The sequence below is a fragment of the Streptomyces sp. NPDC059524 genome, assembly GCF_042749255.1.
GTDB lineage: Bacteria > Actinomycetota > Actinomycetes > Streptomycetales > Streptomycetaceae > Streptomyces > Streptomyces xanthii.
In genome coordinates, this window is record NZ_JBHYTK010000067.1 from 15,517 (window position 1) to 40,776 (window position 25,260).

Genomic DNA, 25,260 nt, shown 5'->3' on the forward strand with positions numbered 1-25,260 from the left:
ACTCCCCGTCACACGGGCCGGACCGGGGCGTCCGCCTATCGGGCGCCCCTGACTCCTCGGCTACTTCACGGGCAGGTGGTACGCGATCCGATAGCGGTCCGCCGGAACAACCACGTCGGCCGTCTCCACCGGTCTGCCCGACGCGTAGAACGTCCGGCTGATGACCAGCACGACGTGGCCCGGCACTCCGCCGAGCGCGCTCAACTCCTCGGCGAGACCTGGACGGGCGGCGACTTCCTCCGTCACGTTGTCCACGATCACGTCGATCGCCGCCATCCGGTCCACGACGCCGCAGCCGCCGAGCGGGCCCTCCTCCGGGAGCATCACCGGGGTGCGGCCCGTGACGGTCAGCGGCTCCCACGAGGTGGACAGCATCATCGCCTCGCCCGCGTCCCGGAACACGTACTTGGTGCGCATCACCCGGTCTCCGGGGCGCAGCCCCAGGCGCTCCGCGACCGCGGCGTCGGCCTCGGCCTGCTCACTGCGGGACTCCCAGGTGCCGCGCGCCGAGGGCTCGGCCTGCTCCTGCCGGAAAGGCGTGGAACCGCTCCCCGAGCGGTAGCCGGAACGCGCGACGCTGCGCGGCACCGGGCGCTCGCGCACGTAGGTGCCCGAGCCCGAACGGCCCTCGACCAGGCCCTCCGCCATCAGGACCTTCCGCGCCTCCAGCGCCACCGTGTCCGAGACCCCGTACTCCTCGCGGATCTTGGCCTGCGACGGGAGCCGGGTGTGCGGCGGCAGCGAGCCATTGACGATCTTCTTGCGGAGATCACCCGCGACGCGCAGGTAGGCCGGCTGCTCACCGAATGTCACTGGTTTTCCCCCTCGGATCCCAATCTGATTGACAGACAGCGACAGCCTGGCAACCGTGGGTTGAGCCGTGCAAGCAAAGGCCAAAGAATCACTCGAAGTGATGACTTGAGGGTGCTCAACCCTTCACGCAGCGACTTTCTCCAGGTAGTGCATGTTTCACACATCGAATCCCGAGTCGCATGCGCGTGCGGGCGCCCGTCCGACGAGGAACCGCCGCCTAGTCTCTCCCCATGACCGCGCTGCCTGACCGCTACTGCTCCGCCGACGGGACCCGGGTGCCCGCCGCCTCGCTCGACTGGTGCTGTCCCCTGTGCCGAGGGCCGCTGGATCTCGACTACGCCCCCACTCCGGCGCCCCTCAAGTCGCTGGCCGGCCGGACGGGCTCCCTCTGGCGCTACGCCGAATGTCTGCCGCTGCCGACTCCGGACTGCACGCTCGGCGAGGGCCGCACTCCGGTCGTTCCGCTCTCGGACTCGATCTCGGCCAAGCTGGACTTCCTGATGCCGACGCTGTCGTTCAAGGACCGCGGCGCCGTCATGCTCGCCGCCCTCGCCGCCCGCCTGCGCCCCGAGCGGGTGATCGCCGACAGCAGCGGCAACGCGGGCACCGCCATCGCCGCGTACTGCGCCCGCGCCCGGCTGCCCTGCAGCGTCTACGTCCCCGAGGGCACGTCACCGAAGAAGCTGGAGCAGATCGGCGCGCACGGGGCCCGCCTCGAGATCGTCCCCGGGGACCGCGAGGCGACGGCGCGGGCCGCACGCGAGGCCGCGGACGAACCCGGCGTCTTCTACGCCAGCCACGTCTACAACCCGTACTTCCTGCACGGCACGAAGACGTACGTCCACGAACTCTGGGAGGACCTCGGCGGCCGCCTGCCCGACGTGCTCGTCGTCCCGGTGGGCAACGGGACCCTGCTCCTGGGCGCCGCGCTCGCCGTCCGGGAACTGCACGGCGCGGGCCTGATCGACCGCCGCCCGGCCCTCCACGCCGTACAGGCCGCAGCGGTCTCCCCCCTCGCCGACGCCTGGCGCGCCGGAGCCGACGGCCTCCTCTCCATCCCCCCTCAGGCCCCGACCTTCGCCGAGGGCATCGCCATCCCGAACCCGCCCAGGGCCCGCCAGATCCTCCGGGCCGTACGGGAATCGGGCGGCGCCTTCCACACGGTCACCGAGGACCAGATCCGCCACGCCCAGCTCGACCTGGCCTCCCAGGGCCTCTACGTGGAGTCCACGGGCGTGGCCTGCTGGGCCGCAGCCCGCGAGACGATCCCCCTCGAAGGCCGCACCGCGGTGGTCCCCCTGTGCGGCGCCGGCCTGAAGACGGGCCTGGCATCCGCCTAGACACATGCGGCCCGCGGACACGTACGAGACGGCAGGGACCGCACGGGGCATGTGCGCGCGCAGCACCGAGCCCAGGCTTCCCGCACCACTACCAGCGGGCGGCGCCTCCGCGATGGCGAGCACGCACATGCCCCGTGCGGTCCCGAACCCGCCCCGACACCTGTAGGAACGACCGGAAAGCCGCCAAAAGCCCCCAGGCGGCCACCCTCCCTTCAGGCGCACTCCGGTCACAGCTCCTGCACGTACCGCTTGGCCAGCCGCAGCGAGACACTCGGATGCCCGTCCCGCACGGCTTTGATCGCGGCGACGTCCCCCCGCTCGCGCCGCACCGTGCGGACGCGCCCCTCGTCGACCTCGCGCCGGAAGCCCTCGTAGGTCCCGTAGGTGTCCCGGAACACCTTCTGCCGCTTGCGCGTGGCGCGCTCGGCCGAGGCGACGACGGCGCCGGCCACCACGAGGAAGAGCGCCACTTCCATACTCTCCATCACGATCGTTCCCCCGTTCCCCCGCCCGAACGAGCGGGCACATGCCGATCAACCTACCGCCGCACGCAGGACGTTCGGCCGTAATCCGGTCGCGTCACCCACCAGCACAGGTGACGATGAACGGATGACCGAGGCATCCGAACGATGGACCCAGGCGACCGTCTACCCCGACATGTGGGTGGACCCGGACGACGACCCGCGCAACAGCGAGGGCCCGTCGCCCGACGGCGAACTGGCGACGCTGGACGACTTCCTGACCAACTACCGACTGACCCTCAAGATGAAGTGCGAGGGCCTGACCCCGGAGCAGCTGGCGCGCCGCTCCGTGCCGCCGTCGACGATGTCGCTGCTCGGCCTGTTGCGTCACCTGGCGGAGTGCGAGCGGGACTGGCAGAACTGGATCACGGACGGCGATCCACAGCCGAGCCTGTACGGCGAGAACGACGGGGACTTCGAGGGAGCGGTGGCGGACCCGGCAGTGGTGGACGCGGCGTACGCCGACCTGGAACGCGAGCAGGCGGCGATGGACGCGGCGCTGGCCCCGCACGCGGATCTGGGCACGCGCCTCGGCAAGCACGCAACGTCCGTACGGGAGTTGATGGTGCACCGGATCGAGGAGTACGCGCGGCACTGCGGCCACGCGGATCTGCTGCGGGAGTGCGTGGACGGCCGCGTCGGCCAGTAGGGAACCGTGATCAAGACGTTGCGCGAAGTGTGACGCCAGTCACGGCCTTCTGGTCTAGTCCTTGCTGAGCTGTCCGGATGCGCACACTGCGAAGACTCGTGATCGCGGCCGTCGTCCTCGCGGCCGTGGGGGTGGGAGCCGACCGGCTCGCCGTCCACGTCCTCGAGGGCAAGGCCGCGGACAAGCTGGCCACCTCGATCGGCCTGTCCGCCACACCGGACGTGTCCATCAAGGGTTTCCCGTTCCTCACCCAGATCGCCACGGGCGGCCTGGACGAGATCGACGCGTCGATCGACACGTACGAGGCGACGGTGCCCGGCGGCAGCACGGCCCGCCTGGACGACCTCGAACTCCGGCTGCGGGACGTGGAGTTCACGAACGGCTTCTCGGCGGCGAAGGCCCGTACGGCGACGGGCACGGCCCTGATCCCGTACGACGAGCTGCTGAAGGCGGCCGCGTCGGACCCGGGTTCGGGCGCCCGCGTCACGCGCCTGTCGGACGGTGGCGAGGGCCGGATGAAGGTGGAGGTCACCAGGGACGGCCAGACCTACGCGGTGCTGAGCCGGGTGGAGGTGACGGGCACGACGCTCCGCGTCCGCGCGGAGAACCCGCCGGAGGCGGAGGGCGTCTCGGAGGAGCAGATCCGCTCGGTGACCGACTTCGAGCAGTCGATCACCCGCCTCCCTGGCGGCATCGCGCTGCGGGACGCGACGCCGCTCCCGGAGGGCCTCCGGCTGACGGTGGGCGGCACCGACATCCCGGTGAGCGGCTGAGGAACCGTCGGGGGTCAGCCGCGCAGCAGGGGGAAGCCGAGCCGCTCGCTCAGTTCGCCGACCCCCGCACCCCAGGTCTCGCGGACGAGGACGCCGCCGTCGGGCCGGCCCACCTCGAAGACGCCGTGGTCGGTGTAGACGCGGTCGACGCAGCGGACGCCGGTGAGCGGGTAGGTGCAGTCGGGGACGAGCTTCGGGGTGCCGTCCTTGCCGAAGAGGGCCATCATCACGAAGACCTGCTTGGCGCCGATCGCGAGGTCCATGGCGCCGCCGACGGCGGGGATCGCCCCGGGCTTCCCGGTGTGCCAGTTGGCCAGGTCGCCGTTGACGGCGACCTGGTAGGCGCCGAGGACGCAGACGTCGAGGTGGCCGCCGCGCATCATGGCGAAGGAGTCGGCGTGGTGGAAGTAGGAGGCGCCGGGCAGGGCGGTGACCGGGACCTTGCCCGCGTTGGTGAGGTCGGGGTCGATGTCGTCGCCGCGGGCGGCGGGGCCCATGCCGAGCATGCCGTTCTCGGTGTGCAGGACGACGCCGCGCTCGGGCGGCAGATGGTCGCCGATCTTCGTGGGCTGTCCGATGCCGAGGTTGACGAAGGCGCCCTCGGGGATGTCGCGGCCGATGACGGCGGCGAGTTCGGTCATGGACAGCGGACCGCGGTCGGTGTGTTCGGTGGTCATCGTGCGGGTCATCGTGCCCCCTGGACGGTGTGGCGCTGCGCTTCGACCTGGACGACCCGGTCGACGTAGATGGAGGGCGTGACGACGGCCTCTGGGTCGAGGACGCCGGTGTCGACGACCTCGTCGACCTGGACGATCGTGGTGGTGGCCGCGGTGGCCATGACCGGCCCGAAGTTGCGTGCCGTCTTGCTGTAGACGAGGTTGCCGAGCCGGTCGGAGCGGTGGGCGGCGATGAGCGCGTAGTCGCCCTTGATCGGGTGTTCGAGGAGGTACTCGCGCCCGTCGATGGTGCGGGTCTCCCGGCCCTCGGCGAGGGGCGTGCCGACGGCGGTCGGGCAGTAGAAGGCGCCGATGCCGGCTCCGGCCGCGCGCATGCGTTCGGCGAGGTTGCCCTGCGGGACCACTTCGAGTTCGAGCCGGCCGGAGAGGTAGAGCTCGTCGAACACGTACGAGTCGACCTGGCGCGGGAAGGAGCAGACGACCTTGCGGACGCGGCCGGCCTTGAGGAGGGCGGCGAGGCCGACGTCGCCGTTGCCGGCGTTGTTGGCGACGACGGTGAGGTCGCGGGCACCCTGCCGGATGAGGGCGTCGATGAGTGCGAACGGCATGCCGGCGAGGCCGAATCCGCCGACGAGGACGGTGGATCCGTCCTCGATGCCGGCGACGGCCGCGTCGGTGGTGTCGAGCAGTCGGGTGCGGCTCATCGTGCGGCCTCCGGGTTCTCCAGGACGACGGCGAGGGCCTGGCCCACGCCGATGCAGAGGGCGGCGACGCCCCAGCGTTCGCGGGACTCGCGCAGGACGGCGGCGAGGGTGCCGACGAGGCGGCCGCCGGAGGCGCCGAGCGGGTGCCCGAGGGCGATGGCGCCGCCGCGCCGGTTGACGATCTCCGGGTCGATCTTCCAGGCGTCGACGCAGGCCAGGGACTGGACGGCGAAGGCCTCGTTGAGTTCGACGGCGCCGACGTCTGACCAGCCGATGCCGGCGCGGGCGAGCGCGGCTTCGGCCGCGGCGACGGGCGCGAAGCCGAAGGACTGCGGTTCGAGGGCGTGGGCGGCGCGTCCGGCGATCCGGGCGAGCGGGGCGGAGCCGAGGGTGTCGGCGGCGGCCTCGGAGCCGAGGAGGACGGCGGAGGCGCCGTCGCTGAGCGGGGAGGCGTTGCCGGCGGTGATGGTGCCGTCGTCGCGGAAGACGGGGCGCAGTCCGGCGAGCTGGTCGGGGGTGCTGCCGGGGCGGATGCCTTCGTCGCGGGTGAGGTCGGTGCCGTCGACGGGGGCGACGAGGTCGTCGTAGAACCCGTCCTCCCAGGCCTGGTGGGCGAGTTGGTGCGACCGGGCCGCGAACGCGTCCTGGCGTGCGCGGGAGATGCCGAAGCGTTCCTGGAGCTGTTCGTTGGCCTCGCCGAGGCTGACGGTCCACTCCTTCGGCATCCTGGGGTTGACCAGGCGCCAGCCGAGGGTGGTGGACACTGCGGCGGTGTCGCCGGCGGGGAAGGCGCGGTCGGGCTTGGGCAGGACCCAGGGGGCGCGGGTCATGGACTCGACGCCGCCGGTGAGGACGAGGTCGGCGTCGCCGGTCTCGACGGTGCGGGAGCCGGCCATGACGGCGTCGAGGCTGGAGCCGCAGAGCCGGTTGACGGTGGTCGCGGGGACGCCGACGGGGAGGCCCGCGAGGAGGGCGGCCATGCGTCCGACGTTGCGGTTGTCCTCGCCGGCCCCGTTGGCGTTGCCCCAGACGATGTCGCCGAGGGCGGCGGGGTCGAGGCCGGGGGTGCGGGCGAGGAGAGCGGAGATCGCGGCCGCGCCGAGGTCGTCGGGACGGATGCCGGCGAGGCCGCCGTTGAAGCGGCCGAAGGGGGTGCGGACGGCCGCGTAGACGTAGGAGTTCATCGGGGGTCCCGCTCTCGGGTCGGCCAGCCGGTGTAGCACTCGGCGAGGTAGGTGGAGCCCGCGTCCGAGCCGGTGACGCAGGAGAGTTCGCCGACCTGGCGGCGGATGTCGAAGTCACTGGCGCCGGGCAGCCGGTGGAGCATGGTGGTCATCCAGTACGAGAAGTGCTGGGCCTTCCACACGCGTTGGAGGGCGCGCTCGGCGTACTGGTCGAGGGCGTCCTCGGCGCCGTGGCGCAGGTGCCGCTCCAGCTGCTCGGCGAGGACGCGGACGTCGGCGAGGGCGAGGTTGAGGCCCTTGGCGCCGGTGGGCGGGACGGTGTGGGCGGCGTCGCCGGCGAGGACGAGGTTGCCGTGGCGCAGGGGTTCCTGGACGAAGCTGCGGAAGGGCAGGACCACCTTGGAGGTGATCGGGCCTTCCTTGAGCGTGTAGCCGTTGGGGCCGACGCGCTGCTGGAGCTCCGCCCAGATCCGGTCCTCGGACCAGTCGTCGACGTTCTCGGCGGGGTCGCACTGGAAGTACATCCGCTGGAGCGTCTCGGTGCGCTGACTGATGAGGGCGAAGCCGCGCTCGGAGTGGTTGTAGATGAGTTCCTCGCTGGAGGGCGGGGCCTCGCAGAGGATGCCGAACCAGGCGAAGGGGTACTCGCGGAAGTACTGGCGGCGCCCCTCCTCGGGGAACGCCTGGCGGCAGATGCCGCGCGAGCCGTCGGAGCCGACGAGGATCCGCGCGGAGATCTCGTGCCGGGCGCCGTCGGCGTCGGTGAACCGCACGAGCGGGCGGTCGCCGGTGATGTCGTCGACGCTGACGTCGCCGACGCCGAACCGGACGTCGCCGCCGTCGCGTTCGCGGGCGTCGGCGAGGTCGATGAAGACGTCGGTCTGCGGGTAGAGCTGGACGGTGGCGCCGGTCAGCGCCTCGAAGTCGACGCGGTGGCCGCCGCCGCCGAAGGCGAGGTCGATGCCGGCGTGCCGGGAGCCCTCGCGCAGGACGCGGTCGCCGACGCCCGTGTCGACGAGCATCCGGACGCTGTCCTGTTCCAGGATGCCCGCGCGGTGGGTCTCCTCGATCTCGCGGCGGCTGCGGATGTCGATCGCGACGGAGTCGATGCCGGCCCGCTGGAGCAGGTGGGCGAGCATCAGCCCGGCGGGTCCGGCGCCGACGACGGCGACCTCGGTGGTGCTGCGGTTCATCACTGCTCCTGCTGATCGAGGTCGTCGAGGACCTGCTGGGCGACGGCGAAGCCGTGGTTGGCGGCGGGGACGCCGCAGTAGATCGCCGACTGGAGGATCACTTCGGCGATCTCGTCGTCGGTTAGGCCGTTGGTGCGGGCGGCGCGGACGTGCATCGCGAACTCGCCCCAGTGCCCGAGGGCGAGCATCGCGGTGAGCACGGCGACGGATCGGGACTTGCGGTCGAGTCCGGGCCGCGCCCAGACGCTGCCCCAGGCGTAGCTGGTGATCAGCTCCTGGAAGGGCTGGGTGAAGGGGGTCTTGGCGGCTTCGGCGCGGTCGACGTGCGGATCGCCGAGGACCTCCCGGCGGATCTTCATGCCGTCGGCGTACGGGTTGTTCATCGCTGCTCCCGGGTCGGACGGGTCGTCAGGAGGCGGGCCGTGGCGGCCGGGTCCTCGGCGGGCGGCAGGTGGGCGACGCCGGCGAGGACGATGTCGACCTGGTCCGGGGTGACGACGGTGTCGTGGGCGCCGCCGGCCACGAGGGGCGGCACCTTCGCGGAGGTGAGCCGGTCGCGGACGTCGTAGCCGGCGAGTGCCTCGCACGCGAGGGCGTACGAGGTGTCGTCGACGTGCTGGAGCGCGTGCAGCAGTCCGCTTCCGGTGGCGGGGTCGCGGGCGAGAAAGCCGGGGGCGAACCAGCGGGTGGCGGAGCCCTCCACCAGGGCGGCGGTGCCGGCGCGGCGGACGAGCGCGGCGCGCTCCCGCCAGCCTTCGGGCGTGCCGATCCTCGGCGCGGAGGCGAGGGTGACGATCGTGTCGAAGGGGCCGGGGTCGAGGGCGAGGGTGAAGCCGACGGCGCCGCCGAGGGAGACTCCGGCGTAGGCGGCGCGGCGTCCGGCGGCGAGTTCGGCGCTGCGGGTGCGGACGGCTGCGGCGAGGTCGTCGACGGTGAAGGCGTGGGTGGCGGCGGGGCTCGCGCCGTGGCCGGGCAGGTCCCAGCCGACGACCTGCCAGTTCGGGGGCAGAAGCGCGGCGCAGTCGGACCAGAGGCCGGCGACGCCGGTGCCGAGCGAGGGCCCCACGACCAACAGGTGTGCGGCGTCGTCGTCTCCGGCGAGCTGGGTGAGGACGAGGGTCGGTTCAGTCACGCTGTGCCTCCCAGGCCGCGACGGCGGCGTCCACGAGGGCGCCGGCCTCTCCGAGGTAGCCGCGCACGCCGGGCTCGGCGGGACGTCCCGGTCCATGGGAGCCGTCGCGTTCGGCGAGCAGGTCGGCCGCGGCGTGTTCGGCGCGGCGGGCCATGGCGCCGGTGTCGACGCGTAGTCCCGCGACGAGTTCGGCGGCCTGTCCGCCCGCGGTGACGGCGAGTTCGAGGAGCCGGGCGAGGGCCGGCCACTCGGCGTGCCAGGCTCCGTCGGGGCGTTCGTCGACGGCGCCGGCGGCGCAGTGGTGGAGCTGGGCGGCGAGGCCGGGTGCCTGCTGGGCGGCGGCGTGGACGAGCACGGACAGGACGGGGTTCCGCTTGTGCGGCATCGTCGAGGAGCCGCCGCGTCCGGGGGTGCCCGTCTCGCGGACCTCGGCGGTCTCGGGCCGTCCGAGCAGGAGTACGTCGGCGGCGAGGACGCCGAGCGCGTCGGTGGCGGTGGCCAGCGCGTCGCCGATCGCGGTGACCGGGGTGCGCCGGGTGTGCCAGGGCAGGCCGGCGGGGGCGAGGCCGAGCGCGCCGGCGAACGCGGCGGGCGCGGCGGCGGCTCCCGGCCCGGCGAGGTGGGTGAGCAGGGCGCGGGTGCCCGCGGCGCCGCCGTACTGGACGGGGAACCGGAGCGCGTCGAGGCGGGTGACGGCCTCGGCGACCCCGGCGAGCCATTGGGCCGCGCGCAGCCCGAAGGTGGTCGGGACGGCCCATTGGGTGAGGGTCCGGGCGACGGCGACGTCGTCGCGGTGCGTGCGGGCGAGTGCGGCGAGCCGGTCGCCGGTGGCGACGAGGTCGGCGCGGAGCCGGGCGACCGCGTCGCGGGCCAGCAGCATCAGGGCGGTGTCGAGGACGTCCTGGCTGGTGAGGCCGCGGTGGACGGCGCCCGAGGCGTCGCCCGCGGCGGCCCGGAGCCGCTTGACGAGGGGGACGACGGGGTTGCCGGCCGCCTCGGCGTCGGCGGCCAGGGCGCCGGGGTCGGGTTCGAGGGCGGCCGCGGCCTGCGCGACGCGCTCGGCCTCGCGGTCCGTGGCGGTCCCGGCGGCGACAAGTGCCCGGGCCCAGGCCGCCTCGACGCGCAGCAGCGCGGCGACCACGGCCGCGTCGTCGGCGACGCCCGCCGCGCGGTGCGCCCCGGGGCGGAGCAGGGCGCTCATGCCGCGTGCCGCGGGTAGTGCAGGAAGACCGTCTCGTGGGCGCCCTGCAGGTGGATGTCGAAGCGGAGGTGGCCGTCCTCGTCGCGTACGGCCCGGAGGGTCGACCGGTCGGCCTCCGGGAGGCCCGCGAGGAACGCGTCGCTCTCGCCGGGCAGGTAGGCGCGGGTGAAGAGGCGGTCGAGGAGGCCGCGCGCGAAGACGGTGACGGCGAAGAAGACGGCGCCTGCGTCGGTCCGCGTGGGTTCGACGGTGGTGAACGCGTAGCGGCCGCCGGGGTCGGTGGCCGCGCGGCCCCAGCCGGTGAAGCGGCCGTCGCGGTGCAGGGAGCCCTCGACGCGGGGCGTGCGGCCCTGGGGGTCGGCCTGCCGGATCTCGATCAGCGCGTCGGGGACGGGGGTGCCGTCGCCGTCGTACACGGTGCCGTACAGCCGGATCGCGCCGGCCGAGCCCGGCGGGACGAGCGTGCTGCCGCCCTCGTACGGAAGGGCGTAGTGGAAGAAGGGCCCGACGGTCTGGCCGGGGGTGGGAGCGAGGGCCTCACTCATGGTCGTCACGCTCCAGGAGGGTCGCGTGGGTGCCGGTCAGCACGATGTCCCAGCGGTAACCGGTGGCCCACTCGTGGGTGGTCAGGTCGTGGTCGTAGGCCGCGACCATCCGGTCGCGCGCGGCCGGGTCGGTCACGGACTGGTAGATCGGGTCGAGCGCGAACAGCGGGTCGCCCGGGAAGTACATCTGGGTGACGAGCCGCTGGGTGAACTCCGTGCCGAACAGCGAGAAGTGGATGTGGGCGGGGCGCCAGGCGTTGTGGTGGTTGCGCCACGGGTACGGGCCCGGCTTGATCGTGGTGAAGCGGTAGTTCCCGTCGTCGTCGGTGAGGCAGCGGCCGACGCCGGTGAAGTTCGGGTCGATCGGCGCGGGGTGCTGGTCGCGCTTGTGGATGTAGCGCCCGGCGGCGTTGGCCTGCCAGATCTCGACGAGCTGGCGGCGCACGGGGCGTCCGTCGCCGTCGAGGACCCGGCCGGTGAGCAGCATGCGTTCGCCGATCGGTTCGCCGCCGTGCTGGATGGTGAGGTCGGCCTCGACGGCGTTGACGTCGGAGTGCCCGAAGACCGGGGCCACGAGCTCGATGCCCTCGGGGTCGACGTGGCGCGGGTCCTTGGTGGGATGGCGCAGCAGCGAGCTGCGGTAGGGCGCGAAGTCGAGCCGCGGCTGGGCGGATCCGGGGCCGGTCGCGGCGTGGGACGCGGCGATCTCCGCCGTGATCCGCTCCTGCGGAACCGGCTCGGGAGCTGCGGTGCTGGTGGTCGTCGTCACAGCGCTCACGCTAGGCACGGGGCGGTTCGGCCGCGACGATGCCTTTTCACTGAGTGAAAACGAGAGATGATGAGAGGCAGGACGGGCCGAGGCAGGACGGGCAGGGGCCGAGGCAGGACGGGGCGAGGCGAGGCAGGTCGAGGCATGGCAGGGAACAGCCGGCAGCCGGGCGCCAGCGTGACGGGCCGCGCGCTGTCGATCCTGGGCGCGTTCGACGAGAAGCACCGGTCGTTGTCGCTGAGCGATCTCGCGGCCCGCGCGGACCTGCCGCTGGCCACGACGCACCGGCTGGTGGCCGAGCTGGTCCAGTGGGGCGCGCTGGAGCGCCGGTCCTCAGGCGAGTACGTCATCGGCCGCCGCATGTGGGACCTCGGCCATCTGTCGTCGGCGGAGACGGGGCTGCGCCAGGTCGCCGAGCCGTTCCTGCACGACCTGTACGGGGCGACCCTGGCGACGGTGCATATGGCGGTCCGCGAGGGCATGGACGTGGTCTACCTCGACCGGCTGCGCGGGAACCGCTCGGTGCCGGTCGTGAGCAAGGTCGGCTCCCATCTGCCGCTGTACGCCACGGGGGTGGGCAAGGTCCTCCTCGCGTACGCGCCGCCCGAGATCCAGCGCACGGTACTGAGGGAACTCGCCCCGATCACCCGCCACACGATCGTCCAGCCGGGGGTGCTGCGCCGTCAGCTGCGCCAGGTCCTCGACCGGGGCTACGCCGTCACGAACGAGGAGATGAGCCTCGGGGCGTGCTCCATCGCGGTGCCGATCCGGCACGACGAGGAGGTGGTCGCGGCGCTCGGGGTGGTGGTCGCTTCGCTCAAGGGGAGCGAGCAACGGCTGTACGGGGCGCTCAGGGTGGCCGCGCAGTCGATCGGCCGGCGCCTCTGACCGGCCCCTCGGAAGAAAATCGGCGCTGCCTTCCGCTGGACGGAAGCTGTGGTGCCGGTCACAGGAGACCCGGGTCTTCAATCGCTCCATACCCACGTCCCCTCCCCCGTTCGTTCCACAGTCCGCTCAACTGTTGGAGTCCCCTGTGCCCACTCCCCTGACCTCGTCATCCCCGTCGTCATCGCCGGCCTCATCGTCAACCGTCCCCGCGACCGACCACCCCAGGAGCCTGTGGCCGGTGGTGCTCTGCTGGCTGGCCGTCGCTCTGGAGGGCTACGACCTCGTCGTGCTCGGCGCGGTCATCCCGACCCTGGTCCGCACCCACGCGCTCGGGTTCACCGAGGCGTCGGCGACCTCGGCCGCCACGATCGGACTGGTCGGGGTCGGTATCGGCGCGGTGGCCATAGGCCCGCTGGCCGACCGCTTCGGCCGCCGTACGACGCTGATCGGCAGCATCGCCCTGTTCTCCGTGCTGACTCTGGCGATGGCGGCCGCGCCGAACTCCACGCTCTTCATCGCCCTGCGCTTCCTCGCGGGCCTCGGCCTGGGCGCCTGCCTGCCGACGGCACTGGCCTTCATGAGCGAGCACGCCCGCGCGGGCCGCTCGGGCACCGCGATGACGCGGATGATGACGGGCTATCACGCGGGCGCCGTGCTCACCGCGCTGCTGGCCCTCTATCTGATACCGCGTCTGGGCTGGCGCTCGATGTTCGTGATCGGCGGCATCGCCGGGCTGCTGACGGTGCCGGTGATGTGGGCGAAGCTGCCGGAGTCCCGGACGTACACGGAGACCGTGGCGAGGGAGCGGGTCCGCCCCTCGGAGGTCGTCCGCGGCCGTCTGCTCCGGGTCAGCCTGGGCCTGTGGGCGGCATCGTTCTGCGGCCTGCTCCTCGTCTACGGCCTGAACACGTGGCTGCCGACCATCATGGGCGCGGCCGGCTACTCCCTCGACGCCGGACTCGGCCTGCTCCTCACCCTGAACGTGGGCGCGGTGCTCGGGCTCGTCCTCGCGGGCCGCATCTCCGACGCCCGGGGCACGAAGCCGACGGTCCTCGCCTGGTTCGGCGTCGCCGCGGTGATGCTGGCCCTCCTGTCCATCCGGATGGAGAACACGCTGCTGGTGTACGGCGCGGTCCTGGCCGCCGGAATCTTCGTGTTCAGCGCGCAGGTCCTGGTCTACGCGTTCGTGAGCCAGCTCTACCCGGCCCGCATCCGCGGCACGGCGCTCGGCATGTCCGCCGGCGTGGGCCGCTTCGGCGCGATCGCGGGCCCCTTCCTGGGCGGCGCCCTCCTCACCGCGGGCATCGCCTACCCCTGGGGCTTCTACGCCTTCGCCGCGGCGGCCCTGATCGCCCTCCTGTCCCTCCTGACGGTCCCGTCGAAACCGCAACCGGCACCTGAGGCGTAGCCCACGAAATACGTGGCACCGGGGGCGGCGGATCGACAAGACTGCGCGGATGAGCCGCCGCCCCTGCCCCTCGCCCCCGGAGAGGTGACCCATGCCCGCTCAGCACCCTCGCGAGCTCGGCTTCGGGCACGTCATCGAGCGGTATGTGACGCCGAAGGACACGGGGCGGGCCAGGTACTTCGATCTGAACAGCGGGCGGATCCTGCGGCCCGGGTGGCCGCACGCCGAGGTGTTCGCGCGGCGGATGGCCGAGGACGCCGCCGTGGTGACGGACGCCGAGCTGTCGGCGCTGCTCGGATACGAGTGGCGCTCACGGGTCACGGGGGCGAACCTGATCGGGGTCGGCCGCCGCACGTCGTTCCGCGAGCAGCTGGGCGAGCTCCTGCTGGCCAGCGACTTCTGCTTCGCCGGCAGCGCCTACTGCTTCGCCCTGGCCCGCTTCGGCACGGCCGCCGACGCCGAGATCCTCACCGCGTACCTGGACCGCTACCTCCCCCGCACCGACCTCCGCTACGACCAGCCGGCGGCCCTCGGAGCCCTCGTCCACCTCGACACCCTCCTCGGCACGGCCCACGCCACCCGCTTCACCGAGCCGGACGGCGGCCTCTGGAAACAGTGGGTCGACGCCCTGGTGCACCTGCGCGACCATCCCGCGTACACCCCGGAGGAGCAGGGGCGCTACATGGGCCTGCGGTGCGCGTTCTACGACGGCGCGACCGCGCCGTGAAGACTCCGGAGAGGACAGGGAAAGCACTGTGACGGTTCGAACCATCGGCATCATCGGAGTGGGCGAGATCGGCCGGGCCCTCGTGGAGGGGCTGTGCGGCGCGGAGGGACCGGCGCCGGCGCTGTTCCTCTCACCGCGGGGTGCCCGCACCGCCACCGCGCTCGCCGACCGGTTCGAGGACGTCCACGTCTGCGCGGACAACCAACAGGTCGTGGACAGCTCCGAGTTGGTGATGATCGCCGTACGCCGCCAGGACCGGCACGAGGCGCTGGCGGGCCTGCGGGTGGACGGCACGAAGGTGGTCGTCAACGTGATGGCCGGGGTCCCGAACGACGAGCTGCGCGCCCTGCTCGCCACCGACGCCCCGCTGGTGCGCGCCATCCCGCTGCCGGCCGTACGGGAGCGCCGCGCCGTCACCGTGACCTACCCCGCGCATCCGGCCGTCGACGCCCTCTTCGAGCAGCTCGGCGGCGCGCTTCCGGTCGCGGACGAGGCGGCCTTCGACGTCTTCTCCGCGCTGACGGGGACGCTGACCGCCCACTACGCGTACCTCACGGCGATCGCCTCCTGGGCCGCCGGACACGGCATCCCCGCCGCCGACGCGGAGCGCTACGTGCGGGGCCTCTTCGAGAACGTGGGCCGCACCCTGGGCGACGGCACCCGTTCCCTGCGGGACCTCGCCGCCGACCACGAAACTCCGAAGGGCAACAACGAACGCATCCGCACCACGTGGTTCGACCAGGCGAACACCACTGCCCTGACCGGCGCACTGGACGGCCTCCTCGCCGTGCTGCGCCAGGGCCCGGCCGCGTCCCCGGAACGCACCGGGCCCGGCTCCGAAGAGGAGCCGGGCCCGGTGTGAGTGCGTACGGTGACGACCGCTGATCAGACGTTGAAGCGGAACTCCACCACGTCGCCGTCCTGCATCACGTACTCCTTGCCCTCCATGCGGGCCTTGCCGGCCGCGCGGGCGTCGGCCACCGAGCCCGTTTCGAGGAGGTCGGCGAAGGAGATGACCTCGGCCTTGATGAAGCCCTTCTGGAAGTCCGTGTGGATGACGCCGGCCGCCTCGGGGGCCGTGGCGCCCTTCTTGATGGTCCAGGCGCGGGATTCCTTGGGGCCGGCCGTCAGGTAGGTCTGGAGGCCGAGGGTGTCGAAGCCGACGCGGGCGAGGGTGGCGAGGCCGGGCTCCTCGGCGCCGACGGACTGGAGGAGCTCCATGGCGTCCTCCTCGTCGAGCTCGGCGAGGTCCGCCTCCAGCTTGGCGTTGAGGAAGATCGCCTCGGCCGGGGCGACCAGCGCGCGCTGCTCGTCCTTGAACGCGTCGTCGGTCAGCTCGTCCTCGTCGACGTTGAAGACGTAGAGGAAGGGCTTGGTGGTGAGGAGGTGGAGGTCGTGCAGGAGCTCCTCGTTGCCCGAGCCCTGGACGATGCCCGCGGAGAAGAGGGTGTCGCCCTTCTCCAGGATCTCCTTGGCCGCCTCGACGGCCGCGACCTTCGGGACGACGTCCTTCTTGATGCGCGACTCCTTCTGGAGGCGCGGGAGGACCTTCTCGATCGTCTGGAGGTCCGCGAGGATCAGCTCCGTGTTGATCGTCTCGATGTCGTCCTTGGGCGAGACCTTGCCGTCGACGTGCACGACGTTCTCGTCCTTGAAGGCGCGGATGACCTGGCAGATGGCGTCCGACTCGCGGATGTTCGCCAGGAACTTGTTGCCCAGGCCCTCGCCCTCGGAGGCGCCGCGCACGATGCCGGCGATGTCGACGAAGTCGACCGTGGCCGGGAGGATCTTCTGGGAGCCGAAGATCTCCGCGAGCTGGGTCAGGCGGGCGTCCGGGACGCCGACCACGCCGACGTTCGGCTCGATCGTGGCGAACGGGTAGTTGGCCGCGAGCACGTCGTTCTTGGTCAGGGCGTTGAACAGGGTCGACTTGCCGACATTCGGCAGACCGACGATTCCGATCGTGAGCGACACGTTGCGACTTCCCGTACGTGGTGGGCGCTGATGGCCTTGGATGTTTTGGCTGGGCGATCCACCAGTCTACGGCCTGGCGGCGCACCGCCCGGTGATGCGTCGAACAGGCGACCAGTGACGGTCAAGGTCGGCCAAAGCGCGTGTCCTATGGCGTATTCCGCACATAAGCCGACCTATGTTGGGCCTGTGGAGCAACCCAGGACGCGTACCCCGCAATCCCGGCCCCGCCGGACGACCCCGCTGCCGCCGCAGGCGCGGGCCGGACGCGGTGGCGCGCGGCCCGCGGGCCCCGGCCGCCAGGCGGGTCCGGCCGGTCCGGCTCCGGAGTCGGCCACCGTCTACCGGGCGGGGGCGGGCCGTGCGAGGCCGGTGCCGCCGGTCCTGACGGCCCTGCGCCGGTTCCCGAACCCGCGGCTCACCGGCCTGGGCAGCGGTCTGTTCTGCGTGGGCACGATGCTGGTGCTCGGGTTGCTGGACTCGCTGCTGTTCGGCAGCTCGAAGGCCTTTTATGGCGTGACGTTCCTGCTGGTCAGCGGGCTCACCGCGGGGTGGGTGCGGAAGGCCGATCTGGTGGCGGGCCCCATCGCCGTACCGATCGCGTTCGCCGTCGGGGTCGTGCCGATCGCGCAGGGCGGGAACGGGTTCGGGGCGCAGGTGATGGGCGTCGTGACGACGCTCGCGCTGAACGCCGGGTGGCTCTACGCGGGCACGCTCGTCGCCGGCGTCGTCGTGCTGGTGCGCCGGGCGCGGCTGAACGCGCACCGGGAGGCGCAGCGCCGGGCGGCCGCCGCGGCGGGGCGGCGCCCCTCGCAGCCGGGCCAGGCGAAGGCGCAGGCGCCCAAGCCCCGGCGCCGCACCGCCTGAGTCCGGCCTCAGGCCGCCCGGGACGCGGTCATGGCCGCGCCCACGATCCCCGCGTTGTTCTGCAGTTCCGCCGGGACGATCTCGGCCTTGATGTGCTTGATGAGCGGCAGGAACTTGTGGGCCTTGCGGCTGACGCCGCCGCCGATGATGAACAGCTCGGGCGAGAACAGCATCTCGACGTGGGCCAGGTACTTCTGGACGCGTCTGGCCCAGTGCTCCCAGCTCAGGTCGTGATCCTCCTTGGCCTTGGTGGAGGCGTGCTTCTCGGCGTCGTGGCCGTTCAGCTCCAGGTGGCCGAGCTCGGTGTTCGGGACGAGGGTGCCGTCGACGAAGAGGGCGCTGCCGATGCCGGTGCCGAAGGTGAGCAGGAGGACGGTGCCCTTGCGGCCGCGGCCCGCGCCGAACTGCATCTCGGCGACGCCCGCCGCGTCCGCGTCGTTCAGGATCGTGACGGGGAGGCCGCCGAGCTTCTCGCTGAGCAGGGCGCGGGCGTCGACGTCGATCCAGCTCTTGTCGACGTTGGCCGCGGTACGGACGGTGGCGCCGCCGGTGACGACGCCCGGGAAGGTGATGCCGACCCGGTCGCAGGGGCCGTCGAAGTGCTCGACGACCTGCCGGACCCCGTCGGCCACGCCGTCGGGCGTGGCCGGGTGCGGGGTCAGCACCTTGAACCGTTCCGTCGCGAGTTCGCCCTGCTCCAGGTCGACCGGTGCGCCTTTGATGCCCGATCCGCCGATGTCCACGCCGAAGATCTGCATGGGATGCATGGGACCACGCTACGACGCGGCGCGCGAGGTCACTTCTCGGCGGAGGCGCCTTCCACGAGGGCGGCGGCCTCGGCCCGCAGGTCGCGGCGGAGCTCCTTGGGCAGCGAGAAGGTGATGGACTCCTCGGCCGCCTTGACGATCTCCACGTCCGCGTAGCCCCGCTGGGAGAGCCACTCCAGGACCTCTTCGACGAGGACGTCGGGCACGGAGGCGCCGGAGGTGACGCCGACCGTGGTGACGCCCTCCAGCCAGGCCTCCTCGATCTCGCTCGCGAAGTCGACCAGGTACGCGTCCTGCGCGCCGGCCAGCTTGGCGACCTCGACGAGCCGCTTCGAGTTCGAGGAGTTGCGCGAGCCGACGACGATGACGAGCTCGGAGTCGGCGCCCATCTGCTTCACGGCGAGCTGGCGGTTCTGCGTGGCGTAGCAGATGTCGTCGCTCGGCGGGGAGACGAGGCCCGGGAACTTGGTCTTCAGGGCGTCGACGGTCTCCATCGTCTCGTCGACGGAGAGCGTGGTCTGGGAGAGCCACACGACCTTGTCCGGGTCGCGGACCTCGACCTTCTCGACGTCGGCGGGGCCGTCGACGAGGGTGATGTGGTCGGGGGCCTCGCCGGAGGTGCCGATGACCTCCTCGTGGCCCTCGTGGCCGATGAGGAGGATGTCGAAGTCCTCGTTGGCGTAGCGGATCGCTTCCTTGTGGACCTTGGTGACGAGCGGGCAGGTCGCGTCGATGGTGGCGAGCTTGCCGCGGGCGGCCTCTTCGTGGACGGTCGGGGCGACGCCGTGCGCGGAGAACATGACGATGGCGCCCTCGGGGACCTCGTCCGTCTGCTCGACGAAGATGGCGCCCTTCCGCTCCAGCGTCTGCACCACGTACTTGTTGTGCACGATCTCGTGGCGGACGTAGATCGGGGCCCCGTACTGCTCCAGGGCCTTCTCGACGGCGATCACGGCACGGTCCACACCGGCGCAGTAGCCCCGGGGGGCGGCGAGCAGGACGCGGCGGGGGCCAGTCGTAGCAGTCATGCCCCCCATCGTAAGGCCGAGCACAGCAGGCCAAAGATCGCCCGTCTGGGGAAGACTGATGTCGGCGCGATGCGCGTTCGGCGTGCTTCGTCCCGGTTTCGTCGGCGTTCGATCCCGTTCGTTCCACGGAGGCACGATGTCCGCATCAGCAGGGCCCGGCGTCCCCGAGGCCCCCGACGTGCCGGACGGCAGGCTGCGCCGCGATCTCGGCTTCCGGGATCTCGTCGTGTACGGGCTGCTGTTCATCGCCCCGATGGCGCCCGTCGGCGTCTTCGGCACCCTGGACGCGAAGTCGCACGGCGCGGTGGCGCTGGTGTACGTGGTGGCGACGGTCGCGATGGCGTTCACGGCGTTCAGCTACGCGCAGATGGTGCGGGTGGTCCCGCAGGCGGGCTCGGTGTTCGCCTACGCGCGTGTGGGGCTCGGGCGCGGGCCCGGGTTCATCGCGGGGTGGATGGCGATGCTCGACTACGTGCTGATCCCGGCGGTGGCGTACCTGTTCTCGGGGATCGCGATGAACGCGCTGGTGCCGTCGGTGTCGCGATGGGTGTGGACGGCGCTCGCGGTGGTGATCACGACGCTGCTGAACCTGTGGGGGGTGCGGGCGGCGGCGCGGGTCGGGTTCCTGGTGCTGGCCATGGAGATCGTGGTGCTGCTGGTGTTCGTGGTGTCGGCGATCGTGGTGCTGGCGCGGGACGGGACGCAGCGGGACTGGCTGTCGCCGCTGACGGGTGACGGGTCGCAGGGGGCGTTCGCGCTGTCGGCGGTGATCGGTGCGGTGTCGGTGGCGGTCCTGTCGTATCTGGGCTTCGACGCGATCGCGACGTTCGCGGAGGAGGTGACGGGGGGCTCGGCGAAGGTGGCGCGGGCGGTGCTGTTCTGTCTGGCGTTCACGGGTGTGCTGTTCGTGGCGCAGACGTACCTGGTGGCGCTCCTGGAACCGACGACCTCGGCGCAGCTGGCGGCGGAGCCGGCGAAGCAGGGGTCGGCGTTCTACGACGCGGTCGACGCGTCCGTCGGGGGCTGGCTGCACGATCTGGTGGCGGTGAGCAAGGCGATCGGGGCGGCGTTCGCGGCGCTGGCGGGGCAGGCGGCGGCGGGGCGGCTGCTGTTCGCGATGGCGCGGGACCGGCGGCTGCCGCGGTTCCTCTCCCGGACGGAGTCGGGGGTGCCGCGGTTCGCGATCCTGGTGGCGGCGGTGATCACGCTGGCGGCGGCGGGGTGGGCGGCGCGCCGCGACGACGGCCTCGACCACCTGGTCTCCGTCGTCGACATCGGAGCCCTGACCGCTTTCACGCTGCTGCACGCGAGCGTGGTGGGGTACTTCGTCGTACGGCACCGGGGGGACGGCGTGAGCTGGTGGCGGCATCTGCTGATCCCGGTGATCGGGGCGGGGATCACGGTGGCGGTCATCGTGGAGGCGTCGGGGACGGCGCAGGTGGTCGGAGCGGTCTGGTTGGCGGTGGGCCTTGTCGTACTCGGTGTCCAGTCCCGCCGCGGCATCATGGAGTCGGACCGAGGCTGAGGCCGCCCCTCTGCGCCCCGGCACCCGAGGCACCCCCCGGGGCTCCGCCCCGGCCCCCGCTCCTCAATCGCCGGAGGGGCTTGATTCGGCCGATCACCGTGGTGCGCCACAGACAGGGAAGCTGCGCGCAGCGCACGCCTTCAGGGGCGCGGGACTGTACCCATGTGCGGCTCAGCCGCGTGGGCGCGACCAGCCACAGCGCACGCGTCACCCGGCGACGGCGCAGCGGAGCTGCGGCGATGAGGGGGCCCGGGCCCGCGCGTGCCCCCGTTGTCAGCGGAGGCGATTACGCTCGGCGCATGGCTGCCCACACCACCCCCGACGCCCCGCTCCCCGTGGGCCAGGTCTCCCGGCTCATCGGCGGGTGGATCGACCGGCTCGGCGCGATCTGGGTGGAGGGCCAGATCACCCAGCTGTCCCGCAGACCCGGCGCCGGCGTCGTGTTCCTGACGCTGCGCGACCCGTCGCACGACATCTCCGTGTCCGTCACCTGCTACCGCCAGGTGTTCGACGCGGTGGCGGACGTGGTCCGGGAGGGCTCGCGGGTCGTCCTGCACGCGAAGCCGGAGTGGTACGCGCCGCGCGGCCAGCTGTCGCTGCGGGCGGCGGAGATCCGCCCGGTCGGCGTGGGCGAGCTGCTGGCCCGCCTGGAGCAGCTGAAGAAGTCGCTGGCCGCGGAGGGCCTGTTCGCGGCGGACCGCAAGAAGCCGCTGCCGTTCCTGCCGCAGCTGATCGGCCTGGTCTGCGGCCGCGCCTCGGCGGCGGAGCGCGACGTGCTGGAGAACGCGCGGCACCGCTGGCCCGCTGTCCGCTTCGAGGTGCGCAACGTGCCGGTGCAGGGCGTGCACGCGGTGCCGCAGGTGGTGCAGGCGGTCAAGGAGCTGGACGCCATGGACGCCGTGGACGTGATCGTCGTGGCGCGCGGCGGCGGCAGCGTGGAGGACCTGCTGCCGTTCTCGGACGAGCAGCTGGTGCGGGCGGTGGCGGACTGCCGTACGCCGGTGGTGTCGGCGATCGGCCACGAGCCGGACAGCCCGCTGCTCGACCTGGTGGCGGACCTGCGGGCCTCGACTCCGACGGACGCGGCGAAGAAGGTCGTGCCGGACGTGGGCGAGGAGTACGAGCGGGTGCGCTGGCTGCGGGACCGGGCACGGCGCTGCGTGGAGGCGTATCTGGACCGGGAGGAGCGGGGGCTGGCGTCCGCGCTGGGCCGCCCGGTCATGGAGGATCCGCACCGGATGGTCGACGAGCGGGAGGAGCAGGTCTCGGCGCTGACCGAGCGGGCCCGCCGTACGCTCGGCCATCTGCTGGACCGGGCGGAGTCGGAGCTGACGCACACGCACGCGCGCGTGGTCGCGCTGTCCCCGGCGGCGACGCTGAAGCGCGGGTACGCGGTGCTGCAGCGGCCGGACGGGCACGTGGTGCGGGCTCCGGCGGAGGCGGCGCCCGGCGACGAGCTGCGGGCCCGGGTCGCCGAGGGCGAGTTCACCGTACGTGTCACGGAGCACACGGGGCCGGCCCCCGGCAACGACGACGACCCCATCGAGAACGAAGCGTGAGGACGGACATCAGCATGACGACGAAGGCGGCCGACGAGGCGCTCGGCTACGAGCAGGCGCGGGACGAACTGATCGACGTCGTACGGCGTCTGGAGGCGGGCGGCACGTCCCTGGAGGAGTCGCTCGCGCTGTGGGAGCGGGGCGAGGAGCTGGCGAAGGTGTGCCGGCGCTGGCTGGACGGGGCGCGGGCCCGGCTCGACGCGGCGCTCGCCGAGGAGGAGGCGGCCGAGGAGGGGGCGGACCGGTCCGGGGAGTGACCGGAGAGACGGACCGAGAAGTGACCGGCGGCAGGTCCAGGGGATGCCCGTGACCTGCGGCGCAGGGGTGTGAACAGCGCCACACCCAGTTTTGTTGAAAGTTGAACCTCATCGCCGTACTGTGGTGTGCATCGGGTGATCCGGAACCGGGATCGCCGCAACCACCCTCGTCGCACCAGAAGGTTGATCATGTCTCTCGTTCTTGACGCCGCCGCCCAGGACCTCCTCTTCCGCGAGGCCCGCACCGCGAACACGTTCACCGACGAGCCGGTGACCGACGAGCAGGTCCAGGCGATCTACGACCTCGTCAAGTACGGTCCGACCGCGTTCAACCAGTCGCCGCTGCGCGTCACGCTGGTCCGCTCCCCCGAGGCCCGCGAGCGCCTGGTGCAGCACATGGCCGAGGGCAACCAGCCGAAGACCGCCGCCGCCCCGCTGGTCGCGATCCTCTCCGCGGACAACGAGTTCCACGAGGAGCTCCCGCAGCTCTTCCCGCACTTCCCGGCCGCCAAGGACGCCTTCTTCTCGGAGCGCCCGGTCCGTGAGGGTTCCGCCGCGCTGAACGCCGCACTGCAGGCCGCGTACTTCATCATCGGCGTGCGTGCCGCCGGTCTGGCCGCGGGCCCGATGACCGGCCTGGACTTCGCCGGCGTCCAGAAGGAGTTCCTGGACGACGACCACACCCCGCTGATGGTGATCAACATCGGCAAGCCGGGCGAGGACGCCTGGTTCCCGCGCTCCCCGCGCCTCGAGTTCGACCAGGTCATCACCACGGTCTGAGCCCGACCCGCACCACGTGAAAGGCGCCCCCGGAACACTCCGGGGGCGCCTTTCGCGCGTTCGGGCAGCGCACGAGCAGCCCATGGACAGCTCACGAGCAGCAGAGGGTCAGGCGCTCTTGTCCTGCTTCATCTCGAGCGATTCGGCCATCTTCGTCAGCTGCCCGAAGCCGGCGGTGCCGGTGACGACCGTGGTCGAGCCCTTGCTCTTCAGGACCAGGGCGTCGTACTTCGCGCCCTTGTAGTGCTGCCAGGTCTCGTCGCCGATCCGCTGGGTGCGCGAGGTCTCCTCGGCGCCCTGGCTGGCGTCGTCGATGAACCGGGACGGCTTGTCGGTCGACTGCTCGACGGCCACGTACTGGCCCTTCGGGTCGAGGAAGCCGAGATGCCAGGCCTCGTTGGCCGCGCCGTCGTAGCGCACCGAGGTGGCCTTCCACTCCTTGGTGAGGCCGGTGGGCGCGGCGACCGGGTACGAGGCCGCGCGGCGGGCCGTCAGCAGCTCCACCTGGTAGTCCACGCGCTTGACCGGCGGCTCCTTGGAGTCGTCGTGCGGGATGAACACATAGGCGGTGCCGGCCGCGACGACGCAGACGCCGAGCGAGAGGACCAGGCTGCCGACCGTCTTCTTGCCATTTCTTCCTGCCACGTGCCCCATCGTCGCAGGTCGCCGAACGATCTCTGTCAGGAGGTCCGGCAGGAGTACGGAACGGCGCATTCTGACATGAACGGATCCGCTCATCCGTGGGGCGGTCTGCTCAGATTGTCGGACTGGCGATAGAGTCAAGCCCATCAACCCTCATCCGCCCGCCCGTCTCCCGCCACCGCCCCTCTAGCGAGCCCTTCGGGCGCCCCTCCTATTTGTCGTATCCCGGTGAACGCCAAAAACGCCGGAACAGAAAGGTGCGTCTCGATGACCGAGCATCACCAGCTTCCGTCCGAACTCGAGGTCCCCTCCGAGGCCCCCGACCGCAACCTCGCCCTGGAGCTCGTCCGGGTCACCGAGGCCGCGGCCATGGCCGCGGGCCGCTGGGTGGGCCGTGGTGACAAGAACGGGGCGGACGGCGCGGCCGTGCGCGCCATGCGGACCCTCGTCTCGACCGTGTCGATGAACGGCGTCGTCGTCATCGGTGAGGGCGAGAAGGACGAGGCCCCGATGCTGTTCAACGGCGAGCGGGTCGGTGACGGCACCGGCGCCGAGTGCGACATCGCCGTGGACCCGATCGACGGTACGACGCTCTGCGCGAAGGGCATGCCGAACGCGATCGCCGTGCTGGCCGCCGCCGACCGCGGCACCATGTTCGACCCGTCGGCCGTGTTCTACATGGACAAGCTGGTGACCGGCCCCGAGGCCGCCGACTACGTGGACATCAACGCCCCGGCGTCGGTGAACATCCGCCGGGTCGCCAAGGCGAAGAACAAGGCTCCCGAGGACGTCACGGTGGTCATCCTCGACCGGCCGCGCCACGAGGGCATCATCAAGGAGATCCGGGAGACCGGCGCCCGCATCAAGCTGATCTCGGACGGCGACGTCGCCGGCTCGATCCTCGCCGTCCGCGAGGACACCGGCGTGGACATGCTGCTCGGCATCGGCGGCACCCCCGAGGGCATCATCTCGGCGTGCGCGATCAAGTGTCTGGGCGGTGTCATCCAGGGCAAGCTGTGGCCCAAGGACGACGCGGAGCGGCAGAAGGCGCTGGACGCCGGGCACGACCTGGACCGCGTCCTGTCGACGAACGACCTGGTCTCGGGCGAGAACGTGTTCTTCGTCGCGACCGGCATCACCGACGGCGAGCTGCTGCGCGGCGTGCGCTACGGCTCGGAGACGGCCACGACCTCCTCGCTCGTGATGCGTTCGAAGTCGGGCACGATCCGCCAGATCGACTCCACGCACCGGCTGCGCAAGCTGCGCGCGTACAGCGCGATCGACTTCGACCGCGCCAAGTAGGCGGAGCGGGCCGAGCAGACAGCAGGCTGAACAGACGC

The 25,260-nt window shown here is 72.2% G+C and carries 28 protein-coding genes; 13 read left to right on the forward strand and 15 right to left on the reverse strand.

From position 1 onward, the window contains the following. Positions 1–60: 60 nt before the first annotated feature. Positions 61–813: a GntR family transcriptional regulator gene (locus ACFW9D_RS20045; RefSeq protein WP_384623509.1), complete on the reverse strand. Its 753-nt coding sequence runs from the start codon at positions 811–813 to the stop codon at positions 61–63. A gap of 230 nt (positions 814–1,043) precedes the next feature. Between ACFW9D_RS20045 and ACFW9D_RS20050 the strand changes: the two genes are divergently transcribed. After that, positions 1,044–2,153, forward strand: a complete 1,110-nt coding sequence (locus tag ACFW9D_RS20050; protein ID WP_384623511.1) for a threonine synthase — start codon at positions 1,044–1,046, stop codon at positions 2,151–2,153. A gap of 227 nt (positions 2,154–2,380) precedes the next feature. Here ACFW9D_RS20050 and ACFW9D_RS20055 read toward each other — a convergent pair whose 3' ends face one another. After that, the gene (locus tag ACFW9D_RS20055) at positions 2,381–2,638 is read right to left on the reverse strand and encodes a hypothetical protein (RefSeq protein ID WP_188337067.1); all 258 of its coding nucleotides are present in this window, start codon (positions 2,636–2,638) and stop codon (positions 2,381–2,383) included. 124 nt (positions 2,639–2,762) lie between these two features. Between ACFW9D_RS20055 and ACFW9D_RS20060 the strand changes: the two genes are divergently transcribed. Then, entirely contained in the window at positions 2,763–3,323 is a 561-nt protein-coding gene (locus ACFW9D_RS20060; RefSeq protein WP_384623513.1) for a DinB family protein, read from the forward strand. A gap of 77 nt (positions 3,324–3,400) precedes the next feature. Further along, complete coding sequence (locus ACFW9D_RS20065; protein ID WP_188337069.1) at positions 3,401–4,096, forward strand: DUF2993 domain-containing protein; 696 nt, start codon at positions 3,401–3,403, stop codon at positions 4,094–4,096. A gap of 14 nt (positions 4,097–4,110) precedes the next feature. Here the strand turns inward: ACFW9D_RS20065 and ACFW9D_RS20070 are convergent, their stop codons facing one another. The 9 genes from ACFW9D_RS20070 to pcaH are packed head-to-tail and all read right to left on the reverse strand — an operon-like array spanning position 4,111 to position 11,501. Next, positions 4,111–4,785: a 3-oxoacid CoA-transferase subunit B gene (locus ACFW9D_RS20070; RefSeq protein WP_384623516.1), complete on the reverse strand. Its 675-nt coding sequence runs from the start codon at positions 4,783–4,785 to the stop codon at positions 4,111–4,113. Next, complete coding sequence (locus tag ACFW9D_RS20075) at positions 4,782–5,477, reverse strand: 3-oxoacid CoA-transferase subunit A (RefSeq protein WP_384623518.1); 696 nt, start codon at positions 5,475–5,477, stop codon at positions 4,782–4,784. The genes ACFW9D_RS20070 and ACFW9D_RS20075 overlap by 4 nt, the downstream gene beginning before the upstream one ends. Further along, positions 5,474–6,661 carry a thiolase family protein gene (locus tag ACFW9D_RS20080; protein ID WP_384623520.1) on the reverse strand — a complete coding sequence of 396 codons (1,188 nt, stop codon included), beginning with the start codon at positions 6,659–6,661 and terminating at the stop codon, positions 5,474–5,476. Before ACFW9D_RS20080 ends, ACFW9D_RS20075 begins: the two co-directional genes overlap by 4 nt. Further along, the gene (locus tag ACFW9D_RS20085) at positions 6,658–7,854 is read right to left on the reverse strand and encodes a 4-hydroxybenzoate 3-monooxygenase (protein WP_384623522.1); all 1,197 of its coding nucleotides are present in this window, start codon (positions 7,852–7,854) and stop codon (positions 6,658–6,660) included. Before ACFW9D_RS20085 ends, ACFW9D_RS20080 begins: the two co-directional genes overlap by 4 nt. Then, positions 7,854–8,237, reverse strand: a complete 384-nt coding sequence (gene pcaC / locus ACFW9D_RS20090) for a 4-carboxymuconolactone decarboxylase (protein WP_384623524.1) — start codon at positions 8,235–8,237, stop codon at positions 7,854–7,856. Before pcaC ends, ACFW9D_RS20085 begins: the two co-directional genes overlap by 1 nt. Beyond that, on the reverse strand, positions 8,234–8,986 hold the full coding sequence (locus ACFW9D_RS20095; protein WP_384623526.1) for an alpha/beta fold hydrolase: 753 nt from the start codon (positions 8,984–8,986) through the stop codon (positions 8,234–8,236). Before ACFW9D_RS20095 ends, pcaC begins: the two co-directional genes overlap by 4 nt. Continuing rightward, the gene (locus ACFW9D_RS20100; protein ID WP_384623528.1) at positions 8,979–10,187 is read right to left on the reverse strand and encodes a lyase family protein; all 1,209 of its coding nucleotides are present in this window, start codon (positions 10,185–10,187) and stop codon (positions 8,979–8,981) included. The genes ACFW9D_RS20095 and ACFW9D_RS20100 overlap by 8 nt, the downstream gene beginning before the upstream one ends. Further along, on the reverse strand, positions 10,184–10,732 hold the full coding sequence (gene pcaG, locus ACFW9D_RS20105; RefSeq protein WP_384623530.1) for a protocatechuate 3,4-dioxygenase subunit alpha: 549 nt from the start codon (positions 10,730–10,732) through the stop codon (positions 10,184–10,186). Before pcaG ends, ACFW9D_RS20100 begins: the two co-directional genes overlap by 4 nt. Next, positions 10,725–11,501, reverse strand: coding sequence for a protocatechuate 3,4-dioxygenase subunit beta (gene pcaH / locus ACFW9D_RS20110; protein ID WP_384623532.1), 777 nt, complete (start codon positions 11,499–11,501; stop codon positions 10,725–10,727). Before pcaH ends, pcaG begins: the two co-directional genes overlap by 8 nt. A gap of 144 nt (positions 11,502–11,645) precedes the next feature. On the opposite strand from pcaH, the gene ACFW9D_RS20115 reads away from it, so the two are divergent. From ACFW9D_RS20115 to ACFW9D_RS20130, 4 genes are all read left to right on the forward strand, one after another. After that, positions 11,646–12,389 (forward strand): IclR family transcriptional regulator, encoded by a 744-nt coding sequence (locus tag ACFW9D_RS20115; RefSeq protein WP_384623534.1) that lies wholly within the window; start codon positions 11,646–11,648, stop codon positions 12,387–12,389. Positions 12,390–12,627: 238 nt separating this feature from the next. Further along, positions 12,628–13,797, forward strand: a complete 1,170-nt coding sequence (locus tag ACFW9D_RS20120) for an MFS transporter (protein ID WP_384623536.1) — start codon at positions 12,628–12,630, stop codon at positions 13,795–13,797. A 91-nt stretch (positions 13,798–13,888) separates the two neighbouring features. Further along, a complete protein-coding gene (locus ACFW9D_RS20125; protein ID WP_384623538.1) occupies positions 13,889–14,524 on the forward strand; it encodes a DUF6000 family protein in 636 nt (211 codons plus the stop codon). Positions 14,525–14,552: 28 nt separating this feature from the next. Next, positions 14,553–15,386, forward strand: a complete 834-nt coding sequence (locus ACFW9D_RS20130; protein ID WP_384623540.1) for an NAD(P)-binding domain-containing protein — start codon at positions 14,553–14,555, stop codon at positions 15,384–15,386. 23 nt (positions 15,387–15,409) lie between these two features. Here ACFW9D_RS20130 and ychF read toward each other — a convergent pair whose 3' ends face one another. Beyond that, positions 15,410–16,498, reverse strand: a complete 1,089-nt coding sequence (ychF, locus tag ACFW9D_RS20135; protein WP_188337092.1) for a redox-regulated ATPase YchF — start codon at positions 16,496–16,498, stop codon at positions 15,410–15,412. Positions 16,499–16,684: 186 nt separating this feature from the next. Here ychF and ACFW9D_RS20140 point away from each other — a divergent pair, with 186 nt between their 5' ends. Next, on the forward strand, positions 16,685–17,362 hold the full coding sequence (locus ACFW9D_RS20140; protein WP_188337093.1) for a DUF6542 domain-containing protein: 678 nt from the start codon (positions 16,685–16,687) through the stop codon (positions 17,360–17,362). A gap of 8 nt (positions 17,363–17,370) precedes the next feature. Here ACFW9D_RS20140 and ppgK read toward each other — a convergent pair whose 3' ends face one another. Beyond that, a complete protein-coding gene (ppgK, locus tag ACFW9D_RS20145) occupies positions 17,371–18,120 on the reverse strand; it encodes a polyphosphate--glucose phosphotransferase (RefSeq protein WP_188341334.1) in 750 nt (249 codons plus the stop codon). 38 nt (positions 18,121–18,158) lie between these two features. Then, positions 18,159–19,166: a 4-hydroxy-3-methylbut-2-enyl diphosphate reductase gene (locus tag ACFW9D_RS20150; RefSeq protein ID WP_188337094.1), complete on the reverse strand. Its 1,008-nt coding sequence runs from the start codon at positions 19,164–19,166 to the stop codon at positions 18,159–18,161. Positions 19,167–19,293: 127 nt separating this feature from the next. On the opposite strand from ACFW9D_RS20150, the gene ACFW9D_RS20155 reads away from it, so the two are divergent. The 4 genes from ACFW9D_RS20155 (at position 19,294) to ACFW9D_RS20170 (ending at position 23,278) form a co-directional block, all read left to right on the forward strand. Next, a complete protein-coding gene (locus tag ACFW9D_RS20155; RefSeq protein WP_384623543.1) occupies positions 19,294–20,682 on the forward strand; it encodes an APC family permease in 1,389 nt (462 codons plus the stop codon). Positions 20,683–20,981: 299 nt separating this feature from the next. Then, on the forward strand, positions 20,982–22,241 hold the full coding sequence (gene xseA / locus ACFW9D_RS20160) for an exodeoxyribonuclease VII large subunit (protein ID WP_384623545.1): 1,260 nt from the start codon (positions 20,982–20,984) through the stop codon (positions 22,239–22,241). Between the two features lie 14 nt (positions 22,242–22,255). Next, positions 22,256–22,498 (forward strand): exodeoxyribonuclease VII small subunit, encoded by a 243-nt coding sequence (locus ACFW9D_RS20165; RefSeq protein WP_188337097.1) that lies wholly within the window; start codon positions 22,256–22,258, stop codon positions 22,496–22,498. A 189-nt stretch (positions 22,499–22,687) separates the two neighbouring features. Continuing rightward, the gene (locus ACFW9D_RS20170; RefSeq protein ID WP_188337098.1) at positions 22,688–23,278 is read left to right on the forward strand and encodes a malonic semialdehyde reductase; all 591 of its coding nucleotides are present in this window, start codon (positions 22,688–22,690) and stop codon (positions 23,276–23,278) included. A gap of 108 nt (positions 23,279–23,386) precedes the next feature. Here the strand turns inward: ACFW9D_RS20170 and ACFW9D_RS20175 are convergent, their stop codons facing one another. Continuing rightward, positions 23,387–23,923, reverse strand: coding sequence for a DUF4245 domain-containing protein (locus ACFW9D_RS20175; protein ID WP_188337099.1), 537 nt, complete (start codon positions 23,921–23,923; stop codon positions 23,387–23,389). A 264-nt stretch (positions 23,924–24,187) separates the two neighbouring features. On the opposite strand from ACFW9D_RS20175, the gene glpX reads away from it, so the two are divergent. After that, positions 24,188–25,222 (forward strand): class II fructose-bisphosphatase, encoded by a 1,035-nt coding sequence (gene glpX / locus ACFW9D_RS20180; RefSeq protein ID WP_188337100.1) that lies wholly within the window; start codon positions 24,188–24,190, stop codon positions 25,220–25,222. The last annotated feature ends 38 nt before the right edge of the window (positions 25,223–25,260 follow it).